At 60.5% G+C, this 15,336-nt stretch carries 11 protein-coding genes; 9 read left to right on the plus strand and 2 right to left on the minus strand.

The window, feature by feature from the left end; genetic code table 11:
* Positions 1-41: 41 nt before the first annotated feature.
* Positions 42-1,415, minus strand: a complete 1,374-nt coding sequence (xseA, locus tag A6013_RS16355) for an exodeoxyribonuclease VII large subunit (RefSeq protein WP_047368089.1) — start codon at positions 1,413-1,415, stop codon at positions 42-44.
* A gap of 158 nt (positions 1,416-1,573) precedes the next feature.
* On the opposite strand from xseA, the gene guaB reads away from it, so the two are divergent.
* Both guaB and guaA read left to right on the plus strand, forming a co-directional pair.
* Entirely contained in the window at positions 1,574-3,040 is a 1,467-nt protein-coding gene (guaB, locus tag A6013_RS16360) for an IMP dehydrogenase (protein ID WP_069733435.1), read from the plus strand.
* 66 nt (positions 3,041-3,106) lie between these two features.
* Complete coding sequence (guaA, locus tag A6013_RS16365; protein WP_003860599.1) at positions 3,107-4,684, plus strand: glutamine-hydrolyzing GMP synthase; 1,578 nt, start codon at positions 3,107-3,109, stop codon at positions 4,682-4,684.
* 56 nt (positions 4,685-4,740) lie between these two features.
* Here the strand turns inward: guaA and A6013_RS16370 are convergent, their stop codons facing one another.
* A complete protein-coding gene (locus A6013_RS16370) occupies positions 4,741-5,571 on the minus strand; it encodes a MurR/RpiR family transcriptional regulator (RefSeq protein ID WP_008502123.1) in 831 nt (276 codons plus the stop codon).
* Between the two features lie 292 nt (positions 5,572-5,863).
* Between A6013_RS16370 and A6013_RS16375 the strand changes: the two genes are divergently transcribed.
* The 7 genes from A6013_RS16375 (at position 5,864) to A6013_RS16405 (ending at position 15,332) form a co-directional block, all read left to right on the plus strand.
* Positions 5,864-7,369, plus strand: coding sequence for a CoA-acylating methylmalonate-semialdehyde dehydrogenase (locus A6013_RS16375; protein ID WP_045630997.1), 1,506 nt, complete (start codon positions 5,864-5,866; stop codon positions 7,367-7,369).
* Positions 7,370-7,380: 11 nt separating this feature from the next.
* Entirely contained in the window at positions 7,381-9,306 is a 1,926-nt protein-coding gene (gene iolD / locus A6013_RS16380) for a 3D-(3,5/4)-trihydroxycyclohexane-1,2-dione acylhydrolase (decyclizing) (RefSeq protein ID WP_069733436.1), read from the plus strand.
* Between the two features lie 300 nt (positions 9,307-9,606).
* Positions 9,607-10,593, plus strand: coding sequence for an inositol 2-dehydrogenase (gene iolG / locus A6013_RS16385; protein WP_047368086.1), 987 nt, complete (start codon positions 9,607-9,609; stop codon positions 10,591-10,593).
* Between the two features lie 31 nt (positions 10,594-10,624).
* The gene (locus A6013_RS16390; RefSeq protein ID WP_041908742.1) at positions 10,625-11,554 is read left to right on the plus strand and encodes a sugar ABC transporter substrate-binding protein; all 930 of its coding nucleotides are present in this window, start codon (positions 10,625-10,627) and stop codon (positions 11,552-11,554) included.
* A gap of 48 nt (positions 11,555-11,602) precedes the next feature.
* Positions 11,603-13,150 carry a sugar ABC transporter ATP-binding protein gene (locus tag A6013_RS16395; protein ID WP_028014046.1) on the plus strand — a complete coding sequence of 516 codons (1,548 nt, stop codon included), beginning with the start codon at positions 11,603-11,605 and terminating at the stop codon, positions 13,148-13,150.
* An 11-nt stretch (positions 13,151-13,161) separates the two neighbouring features.
* Positions 13,162-14,190: an ABC transporter permease gene (locus A6013_RS16400; RefSeq protein WP_028014045.1), complete on the plus strand. Its 1,029-nt coding sequence runs from the start codon at positions 13,162-13,164 to the stop codon at positions 14,188-14,190.
* Positions 14,191-14,198: 8 nt separating this feature from the next.
* A complete protein-coding gene (locus tag A6013_RS16405; protein WP_069733437.1) occupies positions 14,199-15,332 on the plus strand; it encodes a Gfo/Idh/MocA family protein in 1,134 nt (377 codons plus the stop codon).
* Positions 15,333-15,336 lie beyond the last annotated feature (4 nt).

The raw sequence follows: 15,336 nt of genomic DNA on the forward strand, positions 1-15,336 counted from the left end.
AAAAGGGAATAGCAGCAGTATAGTAAGTAACCGGCGAAGAATTATCCGGTTTTGCGCTGACGCGTCTTTTTCACCGGTTTAATTGATTTCACTTCGCTTTCCACCCAGCCGTCAGACAGGCGGGTGGTAAGAACGTCACCGGTGTTCACCTGCTTGGTTTGCTTCAGCACTTTGCCGTCCGCTGCTGTCGTTACGCTATAGCCGCGCGCCAGCGTGGAGAGGGGGCTGACGGCTTCCAGATGGGTCACCGCGTTGCCAAAACGCTCACGTGTGGTGCTCAGGCGCGCCCGGAGAGTCTCCGCCAGACGATATTCCAGCTGCTGAATGCGCGTTTGCGCACGATAGATTTTCGGCTGCGGATTCTGCTGGTTCAGGCGCTGGGTCACACGCTGCTGGCGCGTCACCGCGCGCTTAAGCTGATTATCAAGCGCAAAGTTCATGCGCTGACGCAGGCGTTCCAGCACGGTCTGCTGACGCGCCAGACGAAGCTGCGGGTGCTGCTGCTGAAGACGGTGATGAAGCTGGGTAAAGCGGCGGGTACGGTTGGCAAGGAAGTAGTCCATCGCCATCTCAAGACGCTGCTGGCCGTTCTGAAGCTGACGCAGCAGCTCCAGCTGGTTACGGCTCACCACTTCCGCCGCCGCGGACGGCGTAGGCGCACGCAGATCCGCAACAAAATCCGCAATTGTCACGTCCGTTTCATGTCCGACGGCGCTCACCACGGGGATCTCGCTTGCAAAGATTGCCCGCGCCACGCGCTCGTCGTTAAAGCTCCACAGGTCTTCCAGCGAGCCGCCGCCGCGCCCGACGATCAACACGTCACACTCCTTACGCGCATTTGCCAGTTCAATGGCGCGTACAATCTGGCCCGGCGCATCGTCACCCTGAACGGCGGTCGGGTAGATAATGACGGGCAGGGAAGGATCGCGACGCTTCAGTACGTGCAAAATGTCGTGCAGGGCGGCACCGGTTTTCGAGGTGATGACACCCACGCAGTGGGCAGGCGAGGGCAGCGGCTTTTTGAACTGTTGGTCGAAAAGTCCCTCTTCGGAGAGCTTCGCCTTTAACTGCTCATACTTTTGCTGCAGCAGGCCTTCGCCCGCGGGCTGCATGCTCTCAACGATGATTTGATAATCGCCGCGCGGCTCATACAGGGTGATATTGGCGCGAACCAGAACCTGCTGGCCGTGCTGAGGACGAAACGTCACGCGACGGTTGCTGTTACGGAACATCGCGCAGCGCACCTGGGCGGTGTCGTCTTTTAAGGTAAAGTACCAGTGTCCGGAGGAGGGCTGCGTGAAGTTAGAGATTTCACCGCTGATCCAGACCTGCCCCATTTCCTGCTCAAGCAGCAAACGCACCGTCTGATTAAGGCGGCTGACAGTATAAATTGAGGGGGATTGAGAGGATAACATGTGAGCGGGATCAAATTCTAAATCAGCAAGTTATTCAGTCGATAGTAACCTGCTGAGAGGCATTCGCAAGCATTTTTTCAAAAAAGTGTAGATGCAATCGGTTACGCTCTGTATAATGCCACGGCAATATTTAACCACCCAGGTCAGAGATATTGCCCATGCTACGTATCGCTAAAGAAGCACTGACGTTTGACGACGTCCTCCTCGTTCCCGCTCATTCCACCGTTCTGCCGAATACTGCCGACCTCAGCACGCAGTTGACGAAAACCATTCGTCTGAACATTCCTATGCTCTCCGCGGCAATGGACACCGTGACTGAAGCGCGCCTGGCTATCGCCCTGGCACAGGAAGGCGGCATTGGCTTTATCCACAAAAACATGTCTATCGAGCGTCAGGCGGAAGAAGTTCGCCGCGTGAAGAAGCATGAGTCCGGCATCGTGTCCGACCCTCAGACCGTTCTGCCAACCACTACCCTGCACGAAGTGAAAGCCCTGACCGAACGTAACGGCTTTGCCGGCTACCCGGTAGTGACCGAAGACAATGAACTGGTGGGCATCATCACCGGTCGTGACGTGCGCTTCGTGACTGACCTGAACCAGCCTGTCAGCGTCTACATGACGCCAAAAGAGCGTCTGGTGACCGTCCGCGAAGGCGAAACTCGCGACGTGGTACTGGCGAAAATGCACGAAAAACGCGTTGAGAAAGCGCTGGTTGTGGATGCGAACTTCCACCTGCGCGGCATGATCACCGTTAAAGATTTCCAGAAAGCAGAACGTAAACCGAACGCCTGTAAAGACGAGCATGGCCGTCTGCGCGTCGGCGCTGCCGTAGGCGCGGGGGCAGGTAACGAAGAGCGCGTTGACGCGCTGGTGGCGGCGGGCGTTGACGTCCTGCTGATTGACTCCTCTCACGGCCACTCCGAAGGCGTGCTGCAGCGTATTCGCGACACCCGTGCGAAATATCCTGACCTGCAGATCATCGGCGGCAACGTGGCGACGGGCGCAGGCGCTCGCGCACTGGCGGAAGCGGGTTGCAGCGCGGTGAAAGTGGGTATCGGCCCTGGCTCTATCTGTACCACCCGTATCGTGACCGGCGTGGGCGTTCCGCAGATCACTGCGGTTTCTGACGCGGTTGAAGCGCTGGAAGGCACCGGTATTCCGGTTATCGCTGACGGCGGTATCCGCTTCTCTGGCGACATTGCTAAAGCCATCGCCGCGGGCGCTGCTGCCGTAATGGTAGGCTCCATGCTCGCTGGTACCGAAGAATCCCCGGGCGAAATCGAACTCTACCAGGGCCGTTCTTACAAATCTTACCGTGGGATGGGCTCCCTGGGCGCGATGTCCAAAGGTTCCTCTGACCGTTACTTCCAGACCGATAACGCTGCTGACAAACTGGTACCGGAAGGTATCGAAGGCCGCGTGGCCTATAAAGGCCGTCTGAAAGAGATCATTCACCAGCAGATGGGCGGCCTGCGTTCCTGTATGGGTCTGACCGGCTGTGGTACCATTGACCTGCTGCGTACCAAAGCGGAATTCGTACGTATCAGCGGTGCGGGTATCCAGGAGAGCCACGTTCACGACGTGACGATCACCAAAGAGTCCCCGAACTACCGTCTGGGCTCCTGATAAGTTTCCGCGCCCGGCTTCTGCCGGGCGCTTTGTTTTGTTTCACTTGCCTCGGAATTAGCGTCAATGACGGAAAACATTCATAAACATCGCATTCTCATCCTGGACTTCGGTTCTCAGTACACTCAGCTGGTCGCGCGCCGCGTGCGTGAACTGGGCGTTTACTGTGAGCTGTGGGCGTGGGATGTCACGGAAGCACAGATTCGCGAATTCAATCCAAGCGGCATCATTCTGTCCGGCGGCCCTGAAAGCACCACCGAAGAGAACAGCCCGCGCGCGCCGCAGTACGTGTTCGAAGCGGGCGTGCCGGTATTCGGCGTCTGCTACGGCATGCAGACCATGGCGATGCAACTGGGCGGCCACGTAGAAGGCTCTAACGAGCGTGAGTTCGGCTACGCGCAGGTTGAAGTTGTCACCGACAGCGCGCTGGTGCGCGGTATCGAAGACTCCCTGACCGCAGACGGCAAGCCGCTGCTGGACGTGTGGATGAGCCACGGCGACAAAGTCACCGCCATCCCATCTGACTTCGTGACCGTTGCCAGCACCGAAAGCTGCCCGTTTGCGATCATGGCGAACGAAGAAAAGCGCTTCTACGGCGTGCAATTCCACCCGGAAGTGACCCACACCCGTCAGGGTATGCGCATGCTGGAGCGCTTCGTGCGTGACATCTGCCAGTGTGAAGCCCTGTGGACCCCGGCAAAAATCATCGACGACGCCGTTGAGCGTATCCGCCAGCAGGTTGGCGATGACAAAGTGATCCTCGGCCTCTCCGGCGGCGTGGACTCCTCCGTCACCGCGATGCTGCTGCACCGCGCCATCGGCAAAAACCTGACCTGCGTCTTCGTGGACAACGGTCTGCTGCGTCTGAACGAAGCGAAGCAGGTCATGGACATGTTCGGCGACCACTTCGGTCTGAACATCGTTCACGTGGAAGGCGAGCAGCGCTTCCTGGACGCGCTGAAAGGCGAAAACGATCCGGAAGCGAAACGTAAGATCATCGGCCGCGTCTTCGTGGAAGTGTTCGACGAAGAAGCGCTGAAGCTGGAAGACGTGAAGTGGCTGGCGCAGGGTACCATCTATCCGGACGTGATCGAGTCTGCGGCCTCCGCAACTGGTAAAGCGCACGTCATCAAATCTCACCACAACGTGGGCGGCCTGCCGAAAGAGATGAAGATGGGTCTGGTTGAACCGCTGCGCGAGCTGTTCAAAGACGAAGTGCGCAAGATCGGTCTGGAACTGGGTCTGCCGTACGACATGCTCTACCGTCACCCGTTCCCGGGTCCGGGTCTGGGCGTGCGCGTGCTGGGCGAAGTGAAGAAAGAGTACTGCGACCTGCTGCGTCGCGCGGACGCGATCTTCATTGAAGAGCTGCACAAAGCTGACCTGTACAACAAAGTGAGCCAGGCGTTCACCGTGTTCCTGCCGGTTCGCTCCGTCGGCGTCATGGGCGATGGCCGTAAGTACGACTGGGTTGTTTCCCTGCGTGCGGTGGAAACCATCGACTTCATGACCGCGCACTGGGCGCACCTGCCGTATGACTTCTTAGGCCGCGTGTCTAACCGCATCATCAACGAAGTGAACGGTATTTCCCGGGTGGTGTATGACATCAGCGGTAAGCCACCGGCTACGATTGAGTGGGAATGATTTCCCTCTGAATTAACACCCAAACCCTCTGCCTGCGCAGGGGGTTTTTTATTGCCTTATTTCCCTTCACCCAACCGATACGCCAGCGCCACCACCAGCGACTGCACCAGGCACAGCGTCGCCGACTGAGACCGGAACGCATCCACCTGCGCCTCCTTCACCACAAAGCAGAGATCGCTGAACGTTGCCAGGGGGCTTATCTGGCTGTCCGTAATCACGATCTGCCGGGCGCCGACGCTGGCGGCGGTTTCGCTGACCATCACCGTCTCTTCCGCGTACGGCGAGAAGCTGATCGACACCACGATGTCGCGCGCCTTAATGCGGCTGATTTGCTCGCGCAGCATCCCGCCCATGCCGTCGAGCAGGATAGGGCGGCACTCCAGGTGGCTCAGGGCGTAGGTGAGGTAGGCCGCGACGCTAAACGAGCGGCGCAGTCCGGCGATGTAGATAGTGTCGGCGTCGGCCAGCAGCTGTACCGCGCGCTCCAGCATTTCCGGCTCGGCGCGGGCGGCCAGCTGCTGCAGCGCCTGCGCGTTCGAGCGGGCGAACTCCTGCAGAATATCGAGCGGCGTTTCCGGCACGGCCTCGCTCTCCATTTCGCGGAACAGCCGCGCGCGGTCGCTGTAGCTGGCAGTCTCCTCCACCAGGTTCATGCGAAACAGCTGTTTCATTTCGTTGAAGCCGGTGAAGTCAAAGGCGTTAGCAAAGCGGATCAGCGTCGAAGGCGGCACGTCGGCGCGCTCGGCAATGACGGCAACCGTATCAAAGGCCACGCTGTTGGTGTTATCCAGCACGTAGCGGGAGACCTGCTGCAGCCTCTTGCTCAGGCTATCGTAGCGATCGCGGATTTGCTGCTGCAGTTCGTTCAGGCTGGTTGCTGTCGTCATGTTATCCCCCAAATACAGTCTGATGATTCTAAACGCAAAACCGCGTCTTTTAAATGTCGGCCATCCATCTGGCAGCAAAAATGAAACAGAAGCTTCAGTCATTTCCTCGCCCGAAATCCCTTAATAGCGCACGCAGCGTCAGTGTTGCTGGCTGTTAACATAAAAATCCATCCTTGATCACAATAATCATCATTTATTTTATTTCAACTTAAAATGGAATATTTGTTTCATATATAGTGTCCAGTACACAGCGTTCAGGTAACAGTCACGTATCAACAGCGAGAGGTTAAGGATGGAGACGGTAGCGAATTTTATTCACGGCGAATGTGTCACCGGTTCAGGCCAGCGCGTTCAGGCGATCTTCAACCCGGCCACCGGCGAGCAGATCCGCCAGGTGGTGATGAGTACGGCACAGGAAACGGAGCAGGCGATTGCCGCCGCGCAGCAGGCGTTTCCCGCGTGGGCGCGCCAGGCTCCGCTTAAGCGCGCGCGCGTGATGTTCCGCTTCAAGGCGCTGCTGGAAGAGAACATGACGCGCCTGGCCCGCATCATCAGCGAAGAGCACGGCAAGGTCTTCTCCGACGCGGTGGGCGAACTGACCCGCGGCCTGGAAGTGGTGGAATTTGCCTGCGGTATCCCGCATCTGCAAAAGGGTGAACACTCTGCGAACGTCGGTACCGGCGTCGACAGCCACTCCCTGATGCAGCCGCTCGGCGTCTGCGCCGGGATCACGCCGTTTAACTTCCCGGCGATGGTGCCGATGTGGATGTTCCCCATTGCGCTGGCGACCGGGAATACCTTCGTGCTGAAGCCGTCGGAAAAAGACCCTTCTCTCGCGCTCGCGCTGGCGCAGCTGCTAAAAGAGGCAGGCTTGCCGGACGGCGTCTTCAACGTGGTGCAGGGGGATAAAGAGTCCGTTGACGTGCTCCTGACCGACCCGCGCGTGCAGGCGGTGAGCTTTGTCGGCTCCACGCCGATTGCCGAATACATTTACCAGACCGCCTCCGCCCACGGTAAGCGCTGTCAGGCGCTGGGCGGCGCGAAAAACCACTGCATTTTAATGCCGGATGCCGACATGGAGATGGCGACCAACGCCATCATGGGCGCGGCGTACGGCGCGGCGGGGGAACGCTGCATGGCGCTCTCGGTGGTGCTGGCGGTGGGGGATAAAACCGCCGATGACCTCTGCACCAGGCTGGAAAAACAGATTGAAGCGCTGCGCGTCGGGCCGGGGCTGGACCAAACACCGGAAAACGAAATGGGGCCGCTTATCTCCTCCGCGCACCGCAGCAAGGTGCTGGGCTATATCGACAGCGGGGAAGCGCAGGGGGCGAAATTGCGCGTGGACGGGCGCGGCTTCAGCGTGAAGGGCCACGAGCAGGGCTACTTCGTCGGGCCGACGCTGTTCGATAACGTCACACCGGAGATGACCATCTATAAAGAAGAGATTTTTGGCCCGGTGCTTTCTGTGGTGCGCGTAGCAGATTACGCCAGCGCGGTGGACCTCATTAACCGCCATGAATATGGTAATGGCTCGGCGATCTTCACCCGTGACGGCGGCTGCGCGCGCCGCTTCTGCGAAGAGGTGCAGGCGGGCATGGTGGGGGTCAACGTGCCGATCCCGGTGCCGATGGCATTCCACAGTTTCGGTGGCTGGAAGCGTTCCATCTTTGGCGCGCTCAACGTGCACGGCAACGACGGCGTGCGTTTCTACACCCGAATGAAAACCATCACCGCGCGCTGGCCGGAAATGCAGCAGGAGACAGGCGCTGCGTTCTCCATGCCGACGCTGGGCTGACAGGAGGCATTATGCAAACCGAACGTATGACCATGGCCCAGGCGCTGGTCCGGTTCCTGAATCAACAGTACGTCAGCGTTGACGGCAACGAAACGCCCTTCGTGGAGGGCGTGGCGACGATCTTTGGGCACGGCAACGTGCTGGGTATTGGCCAGGCGCTGGAGCAGGAGCCCGGTCATCTGAAAATCATGCAGGGGTGCAACGAGCAGGGCATCGCCCACATGGCGACGGGATTCGCCAAACAGCACCGCCGCCAGCGCATTTTTGCCGTCACCTCCTCGGTCGGGCCGGGCGCCGCCAATATGGTCACGGCAGCGGCCACCGCCACGGCGAACCGCATCCCGCTTTTACTGCTGCCGGGCGATATCTACGCCAGCCGCCAGCCGGACCCGGTGCTGCAGCAGATCGAGCAGTATCACGATCTCAGCATCAGCACCAACGACTGCTTCCGTCCGGTTTCCCGCTACTGGGACCGCATCAACCGCCCCGAGCAGCTCATGAGCGCCATGCTAAGCGCGATGCGAACGCTTACTGACCCCGCAGATACCGGAGCGGTGACCCTCTGTCTGCCGCAGGACGTGCAAGGGGAAGCGTGGGACTACCCGCTAAGCTTCTTCGCGCGTCGGGTGCACCACATCGAACGCCGTCCGCCCGATCCGCAGCGACTGGCGCAGGCGCGGGCGCTGATCGCCCGCAAGCGCCGTCCGCTGGTGGTGTGCGGCGGCGGCGTGCGTTACTCCGGCGCGCATGAGGCGTTTCGCGAATTTGTCGAGACGCTGCAGCTGCCGTTTGCCGAAACGCAGGCCGGGAAGGGGGCGCTGGTAAGTGACCACCCACTTAACCTCGGCGGCGTAGGAGTGACGGGCGGAATGGCCGCCAACCAGCTCGCGCCACAGGCTGACTTAGTGATTGGCGTCGGCACGCGCCTGACCGACTTTACCACCGGCTCCAAGGCGCTCTTTTCCCATCCGGACGTCGAATTCCTGCTGCTTAACGTGGCTGAGTTTGACGCCCTGAAGCTGGACGCCACCGCGCTGATTGCCGATGCCCAAACCGGGCTCCAGGCTTTGACCCACGCGCTCGGCGAGTATCGCAGCGGCTGGGGAGAGGCGATCGCCCAGGCGAAATCCGCGTGGCGCGATGAGTGCCGCCGCCTGTGGGATCGCCAGTGGCATCCGGACGACGCGCCCGAAGTGGCGGGGCATCTGGACGCGCAGCTGGCGGAATACGGCGAGACGCTCAACACCCGCCTGACCCAGACACGGGTGCTGGGGCTGATCAATCAGCATGTGGAAGATAACGCCATCGTGGTGGGCGCGGCCGGTTCGCTGCCGGGAGATTTACAGCGCCTCTGGCAGGTCAAAACGCCGGACAGCTATCACCTTGAGTACGGATACTCCTGCATGGGCTACGAGATTGCGGCGGCCATCGGCGCGAAGCTCGCCCGACCCGGGCAGCCGGTTTACGCCATGGTGGGTGATGGCTCCTACATGATGCTGCACTCCGAGCTGCAAACCGCCGTACAGGAGGGCATTAAGGTCACCGTTCTGCTGTTTGATAACGCCAGCTTCGGCTGCATTAACAACCTGCAGATGGGGCATGGAATGGGCAGCTTTGGCACGGAAAATCGCCATCGCAACCCGGAAACCGGGCGGCTTGACGGGCCGCTGGTGAAAGTCGATTTTGCGCAAAACGCGGAAAGCTACGGCTGTCGCGCGTGGCGGGTGAACGACGAGCAGAGCCTGCTGGCGGCGCTTGAGGCGTCACGCGCCCATCCGGGCCCGACGCTGCTGGACATCAAGGTATTGCCGAAGACCATGACCCATGACTACGCCTCGTGGTGGCGAACCGGTGACGCGCAGGTGGCAGAGTCGTCTGCCGTGCGTGAGGCTGCGGAGCAAACGCAGGCGCAGGTGAAAAAAGCCCGTCAGTATTGAGTTTTCCTGTCTTAACGAAATTTTCATTTCATTTTCCCCTCACCCTAACCCTCTCCCAAAAGTGGAGAGGGGATGGGGTGGTGCACGCTTTTCTCCCTCGCTCCTTTGGGGAGAGGGCCGGGGTGAGGGGTGAGCAGTACCTTCTTTCATGTTGTGAGATTGATAACAAAAATTATCTCATATATCTCAAAAGTGTTAACCCGCACTCAAAAACATAATTTTCACTATTTATAAAAATGAAATAAATGTTTTATTTATAGGGTCGTTAGTTCAGAGCATTCACCAACACCGGGAGCCGTTATGTTTAACATTGCTTTACTGGGCGCTGGCCGAATTGGCCAGGTACATGCAGCTAACATCGCCAGCCACGGCGCGACCACGCTCTGGTCCGTGGTTGACCCGAATCAGGAATTTGCCACCCGTCTCGCCGCACAGTATCAGGCCCGCCAGCAGAGCGTGGATGAGGCGATGACCGACCCTAACGTTCACGCCGTGTTGATCGCCTCCGCCACCGACACCCACGCGGATCTGATTGAAATGGCCGCCCGCCACGGCAAGGCTATCTTCTGCGAAAAGCCGGTACACCTCGACCTCGCCCGCGTGCGCGACTGCCTGAAAGTGGTTAAAGAGTACGACGTGCCGCTGTTCATCGGCTTTAACCGCCGCTTTGACCCGCAGTTCCGCCGCGTGAAAACCGATGCCCAGGCCGGACGCATCGGCAAGCCGGAATCGTTGCTGATCATCTCCCGCGACCCGTCTCCGCCGCCTGCGGAGTACGTGCGCGTCTCCGGCGGCATGTTCCGCGATATGACCATTCACGACTTCGACATGGCCCGTTTCATCATGGGCGAAGAGCCGGTGTCGGTGTATGCCCAGGGCAGTAACCTGGTGGATCCGGCGATTGGCGAGGCGGGGGATATCGATACCGCGTTTATCGTTCTGAAATATGCCTCCGGCGCGATGGCGACCATCGTCAACAGCCGCCGCTCCTCTTACGGTTACGACCAGCGCCTGGAGCTGCACGGCTCCGAAGGGCTGCTGTGCGCTGGCAATATTCTGGAAAACCAGGTGCAGCACTACGGCAAACAGGGCTGCACCAGCGCACTGCCGGAACACTTCTTCCTGCAGCGCTACAAATCCGCTTACGCCGCGGAATGGGAACACTTTGTTGCGGTCCTGCGCGGCGAAGCGGTGCCTGACTGCAGCGGCGATGATGGTGAACGTGCGCTGTACCTCGCGGATAAAGCGCTGGAGTCGCTGCGTAGCCAGCGCGAGATCGTCCTCTAAACACAACAACCCTACACAGAGAGACATAATAATGAAAAAACTGATCTTAGCCGCCCTCATCGCCATGACGTCCGGGGCCGCCCTCGCCGAAAACGAGCAGATTGTTTTCAGTACGCCAAACCTGGCCATGCCGTTTGAGGTTCACATGCAGCGTACGGCGGTGAAAGCCGCGAAAGAGATGGGCGTGAAGCTTCAGGTACTGGACGGGCAGGGCAGTTCACCGAAGCAGGTGGCTGACCTGGAAAACGCCATCACTCGCGGGGCGCAGGGCTTTATCGTCTCCCCGAACGACGTGAACGCGGTCTCCAGCGCGGTGGATGAAATTCAGGATGCGAAGCTGCCGGTGGTCACCCTAGACCGCTCCGTCGACAGCCAGAAGAAAGTGCCCCACTTTGGCGCCAACAACTACAAAGGCGGCCAGGCGATTGGCGACTTCGTCAAAACCAAATTCCCCGACGGGGCAGAGATCATCCTGCTCACCGGCCAGCCGGGTTCCTCTTCCAATATTGAACGCACCAAAGGGATCCGCGACAGCCTGAAGGCGGGCGGGGATAAGTACAAGATCGTCGCCGATCAGACCGGCAACTGGATGCGTTCTGAAGGGATGCGCATCGTCGAAAGCGTTCTGCCTTCGCTACCGAAACGCCCGCAGGTGATCCTCTCCGCCAACGACGATATGGCGCTGGGCGCGATTGAAGCCCTGCAGAGCCAGGGCGTGAAGCCGGGTGAAATCCTCGTGACCGGTTTTGATGCGGTGCCGGAAGCGCTGGCCCGCGTGCGCGACGGCTGGCTGGCGGTAACGGCGGATCAGCGTCCGGGCTTTGCGGTGCAGACGGCGATGAGCCAACTGGTGGCCAACGTGCGCGAGAAGAAAGCCATCACCGGGGCCGACTACCCGCCAACGCTTATCACCAAAGAGAACCTGCAGCAGGCTGAGCGTATCGGTGAGGCCGGTAACTGATATGTCCCGAGCCGCCTCTGGCGGCTCAACATGAGGAGGAGCAGACCGATGTCGCAACCCTTACTGAAAGTGACCGACCTGGCAAAAAGCTTTTCCGGCGTCTGGGCGCTAAGCAGCGCCCAGCTGACCGTCGGCGCGGGGGAGATCCACGCCCTGCTGGGGGAAAACGGAGCGGGAAAATCCACGCTGCTGAAGGCGCTTGCGGGCGCGCAGCCGCAAACCCGCGGGGATATCTGGTTCAACGGCGAAATGCTGCCGGTGGACGACTCCCCGGTGGAACGGCAGAACAAGGGCATTATCACCATCTATCAGGAATTCAACCTGCTGCCCAACATGACCGTCGCGGAAAACATGTTTCTCGGGCGCGAGCCGCGTAAACGGAACCTGATTGTCGACGAAAGGGCGGTAAATCAGGAGGCGCAGGTCATTCTCGATTACCTGCAGCTAAACGTTGCGCCGACCACGCCGGTCGCCCGTCTGAGCGTCGCCCAGCAGCAGATGGTGGAGATCGCCCGGGCGCTGACCCTCAACGCTCGCCTGATCATCATGGACGAACCTTCCGCCGCGCTGAGCGACAGCGAGGTGGAAAGCCTGCACCGCGTGGTGCGGGAGCTTAAAAACCGCGGCGTGAGCATTATTTACGTTACCCACCGCCTGCACGAAGTTTTTCAGCTCTGCGATCGCTTCACCGTATTTCAGGACGGCCGCTTCACCGGCACTGGCGCGGTAGCGGAGACCAACGTCGAACAGCTGATCCGCCTGATGGTCGGGCGCGACGTGGCCTTTAACCGTCGCCCCGCCAGCGAAACCCATCATCAAGACAAACCCGTCCGCCTGGCGGTGAAGGGGCTGAGCCGTGAAAAGCCGCCGCTGGATCCGCACGGCATCGCCCTGCACGACATCAGCTTCCACGTCCATGCCGGGGAAGTTCTGGGCATTGCCGGGCTGGTGGGCGCGGGACGCACCGAGGTGGCTCGCTGCCTGTTTGGCGCAGACGCCTTTACCTCCGGGAGCTTTGAGCTGGACGGCGTGCCGTACCAGCCGCGCGACCCGCTGTATGCCCTCGACCAGGGCGTGGCGCTGGTGCCCGAAGACCGTAAAAAAGAGGGGGCGGTGCTGGGACTGTCGATTCGCGACAACCTGTCGCTCTCGTGCCTCTCCTCGCTGCTGCAGTGGCGCTGGTTCGTGAACACCCGCAAAGAGGACGATCTGATTGAGTCCTATCGCCAGGCCCTGCAGATCAAAATGGTCAACAGCGCGCAGGAGGTGCGCAAGCTCTCCGGCGGTAACCAGCAGAAGGTGATCCTCGCGCGCTGCATGGCGCTCAACCCGCGGGTGCTGATCGTCGATGAGCCGACGCGCGGCATCGACGTGGGGACCAAATCGGAAGTGCACCAGGTGCTGTTTGACATGGCGAAAAAGGGCGTGGCGGTGATCGTGATCTCCTCCGATCTGCCTGAAGTGATGGCGGTGTCTGACCGGATCATCACCCTCAGCGAAGGCCGGGTGACCGGCGAGATCCACGGTGACGACGCTAACGAAGAACGGCTGATGACGATGATGGCCATCAACCACAACGCCCTGAACGCGGCATAACGGAGTTTCTCATGACGCAGATGATTTCTAAAACGCAGGCCCCGGTCAAACGCGCCGGACGCATCGATCCCATCGCCTTCTTCGAGCGCTTCGGGGTGTTGATTTTCATGATCCTGCTGCTGATCTTCTTTCAGTCGCAGAACAGTAACTTTTTCTCTGAACGCAATATTTTCAACATCCTGACCGAAGTCTCCATCTACGGGATCATGGCCGTGGGGATGACCTTCGTCATTCTGACCGCCGGGATCGACCTCTCCGTGGGCTCCATTCTGGCGGTGTGCGCCATGACCGCGGCGTACGTTATTAAGGGCGATAACTTCACCACCGTCGACCCGAACGCCTGGGGCGGCATGAGCTGGCTGATCGGGCTGGGGATTTGTCTGGCGATGGGCACGGCGATTGGCTTCCTGCACGGCCTGGGTGTCACCCGCCTGCGTCTGCCGCCGTTTATCGTCACCCTCGGCGGGATGACCATCTGGCGCGGCCTGACGCTGGTGATCAACGACGGCGCGCCGATTGCCGGTTTTGACCCTGGCTACCGTTGGTGGGGGCGCGGGGAGCTGCTCGGCATCTCCATTCCGATCTGGATCTTCGCCATCGTCGCCGTCGGCGGCTATCTGGCGCTGCATAAAACCCGCTGGGGCCGCTTCGTCTACGCCATCGGCGGCAACCCGGAGGCGGCGCGCCTGGCGGGGGTGAACGTCAAGCGCGTGCTCGTCAGCGTCTACGTGCTGATCGGCTGTCTGGCCGGGCTGGCGGGCTTCATCCTGAGCGCGCGTCTTGGGAGCGCCGAGGCGGTGGCCGGCATCTCCTTTGAGCTGCGCGTCATCGCCTCGGTGGTGATCGGCGGTACCTCGCTGATGGGCGGCTACGGGCGCATCGGCGGCACCATTATCGGCTCCATCATTATGGGTATTCTGATTAACGGTCTGGTGCTGATGAACGTCTCGGCCTACTACCAGCAGATTATCACCGGGTTAATTATCGTTCTGGCGGTGGCGTTCGATACCTACGCCAAGAGCCGTCGCGGCGCACTGTGAGGATCGTGATGAAAGAGGTTCGTATTGGATTGATTGGCACCGGGTATATCGGCAAGGCGCACGCTATCGCCTATGCCCAGGCCCCGACGGTGTTCAACCTGCGCGGCAGGCTGGTGCGCGAGATGGTGGCGGAAGTCACGCCGGAGCTGGCGGCAGAGCGCGCCCGGGCGTTTGGCTTTAACCGTTCAACGGGAGACTGGCGGGCGCTGGTGGCCGACCCGGCCATTGACGTGGTGGATATTTGCTCACCCAACCACCTGCATAAAGAGATGGCGCTGGAGGCGATCCGCCACGGCAAGCACGTCTACTCGGAGAAGCCTCTGGCGCTCAACGCCCATGATGCGCGCGAGATGGTCGACGCCGCGAATCGGGCCGGGGTGAAAACGCTGGTGGGGTTCAACTACATGAAGAACCCGACGGCGCAGTTGGCGAAGGAGATTATCGCCCGCGGCGAGATAGGCGATGTGATCCACTTCTACGGCACCCACAACGAAGACTACATGGCCGACCCGCTGTCGCCCATCCACTGGCACTGCTTTAAAGAGACCGCCGGGCTGGGCGCGCTGGGCGACCTCGCGGCGCATATCGTCAATATGGCTCAGTACCTGGTGGGCGATATCGAGCAGGTCTGCGGCGATCTGAAGATCGTGGTCCCGGCGCGCCCGGCGAAGGCCGGATCGTCAGAGATGATTGCGGTGGAAAACGAGGATCAGGCCCACGCGATGGTGCGCTTCGCGGGCGGGGCGCAGGGTGTCATTGAAACCTCCCGCGTCGCCTGTGGCCGCAAGATGGGGCTCTCGTACGTGATCACCGGGACGAAGGGCGCCATCAGCTTCACCCAGGAGCGCATGGCGGAGCTAAAGCTCTATCTGCATGACGATCCGGTGAACCGTCAGGGATTCCGCACGCTGCTCGTCGGCCCGGCGCACCCGGACTACGCCGCGTTCTGCATGGGCGCAGGCCACGGAATTGGCTTTAACGATCAAAAAACGGTGGAGGTGCGCGACCTGGTGGACGGGATTGCCGCCGACGCGCCGATGTGGCCGGACTTCGAAGAGGGCTGGAAGGTGTCGCGCGTGCTGGACGCGATTGCGCTCTCGCACCTGCAGGGCCGCTGGCTGAACGTGAACGACATTGTCTGATGAG

The organism is Enterobacter sp. IF2SW-B1 (genome assembly GCF_001743375.1).
GTDB classification, from domain to species: Bacteria; Pseudomonadota; Gammaproteobacteria; order Enterobacterales; family Enterobacteriaceae; genus Enterobacter; species Enterobacter bugandensis.

What these genes read in the sequence shown, in the direction of transcription:
- xseA (WP_047368089.1), bottom strand. Translation starts at nt 1,415, where the DNA reads ATGTTATCCTCTCAATCCCCCTCAATTTATACTGTCAGCCGCCTTAAT.
- guaB (WP_069733435.1), top strand. Translation starts at nt 1,574, where the DNA reads ATGCTACGTATCGCTAAAGAAGCACTGACGTTTGACGACGTCCTCCTC.
- guaA (WP_003860599.1), top strand. Translation starts at nt 3,107, where the DNA reads ATGACGGAAAACATTCATAAACATCGCATTCTCATCCTGGACTTCGGT.
- A6013_RS16370 (WP_008502123.1), bottom strand. Translation starts at nt 5,571, where the DNA reads ATGACGACAGCAACCAGCCTGAACGAACTGCAGCAGCAAATCCGCGAT.
- A6013_RS16375 (WP_045630997.1), top strand. Translation starts at nt 5,864, where the DNA reads ATGGAGACGGTAGCGAATTTTATTCACGGCGAATGTGTCACCGGTTCA.
- iolD (WP_069733436.1), top strand. Translation starts at nt 7,381, where the DNA reads ATGCAAACCGAACGTATGACCATGGCCCAGGCGCTGGTCCGGTTCCTG.
- iolG (WP_047368086.1), top strand. Translation starts at nt 9,607, where the DNA reads ATGTTTAACATTGCTTTACTGGGCGCTGGCCGAATTGGCCAGGTACAT.
- A6013_RS16390 (WP_041908742.1), top strand. Translation starts at nt 10,625, where the DNA reads ATGAAAAAACTGATCTTAGCCGCCCTCATCGCCATGACGTCCGGGGCC.
- A6013_RS16395 (WP_028014046.1), top strand. Translation starts at nt 11,603, where the DNA reads ATGTCGCAACCCTTACTGAAAGTGACCGACCTGGCAAAAAGCTTTTCC.
- A6013_RS16400 (WP_028014045.1), top strand. Translation starts at nt 13,162, where the DNA reads ATGACGCAGATGATTTCTAAAACGCAGGCCCCGGTCAAACGCGCCGGA.
- A6013_RS16405 (WP_069733437.1), top strand. Translation starts at nt 14,199, where the DNA reads ATGAAAGAGGTTCGTATTGGATTGATTGGCACCGGGTATATCGGCAAG.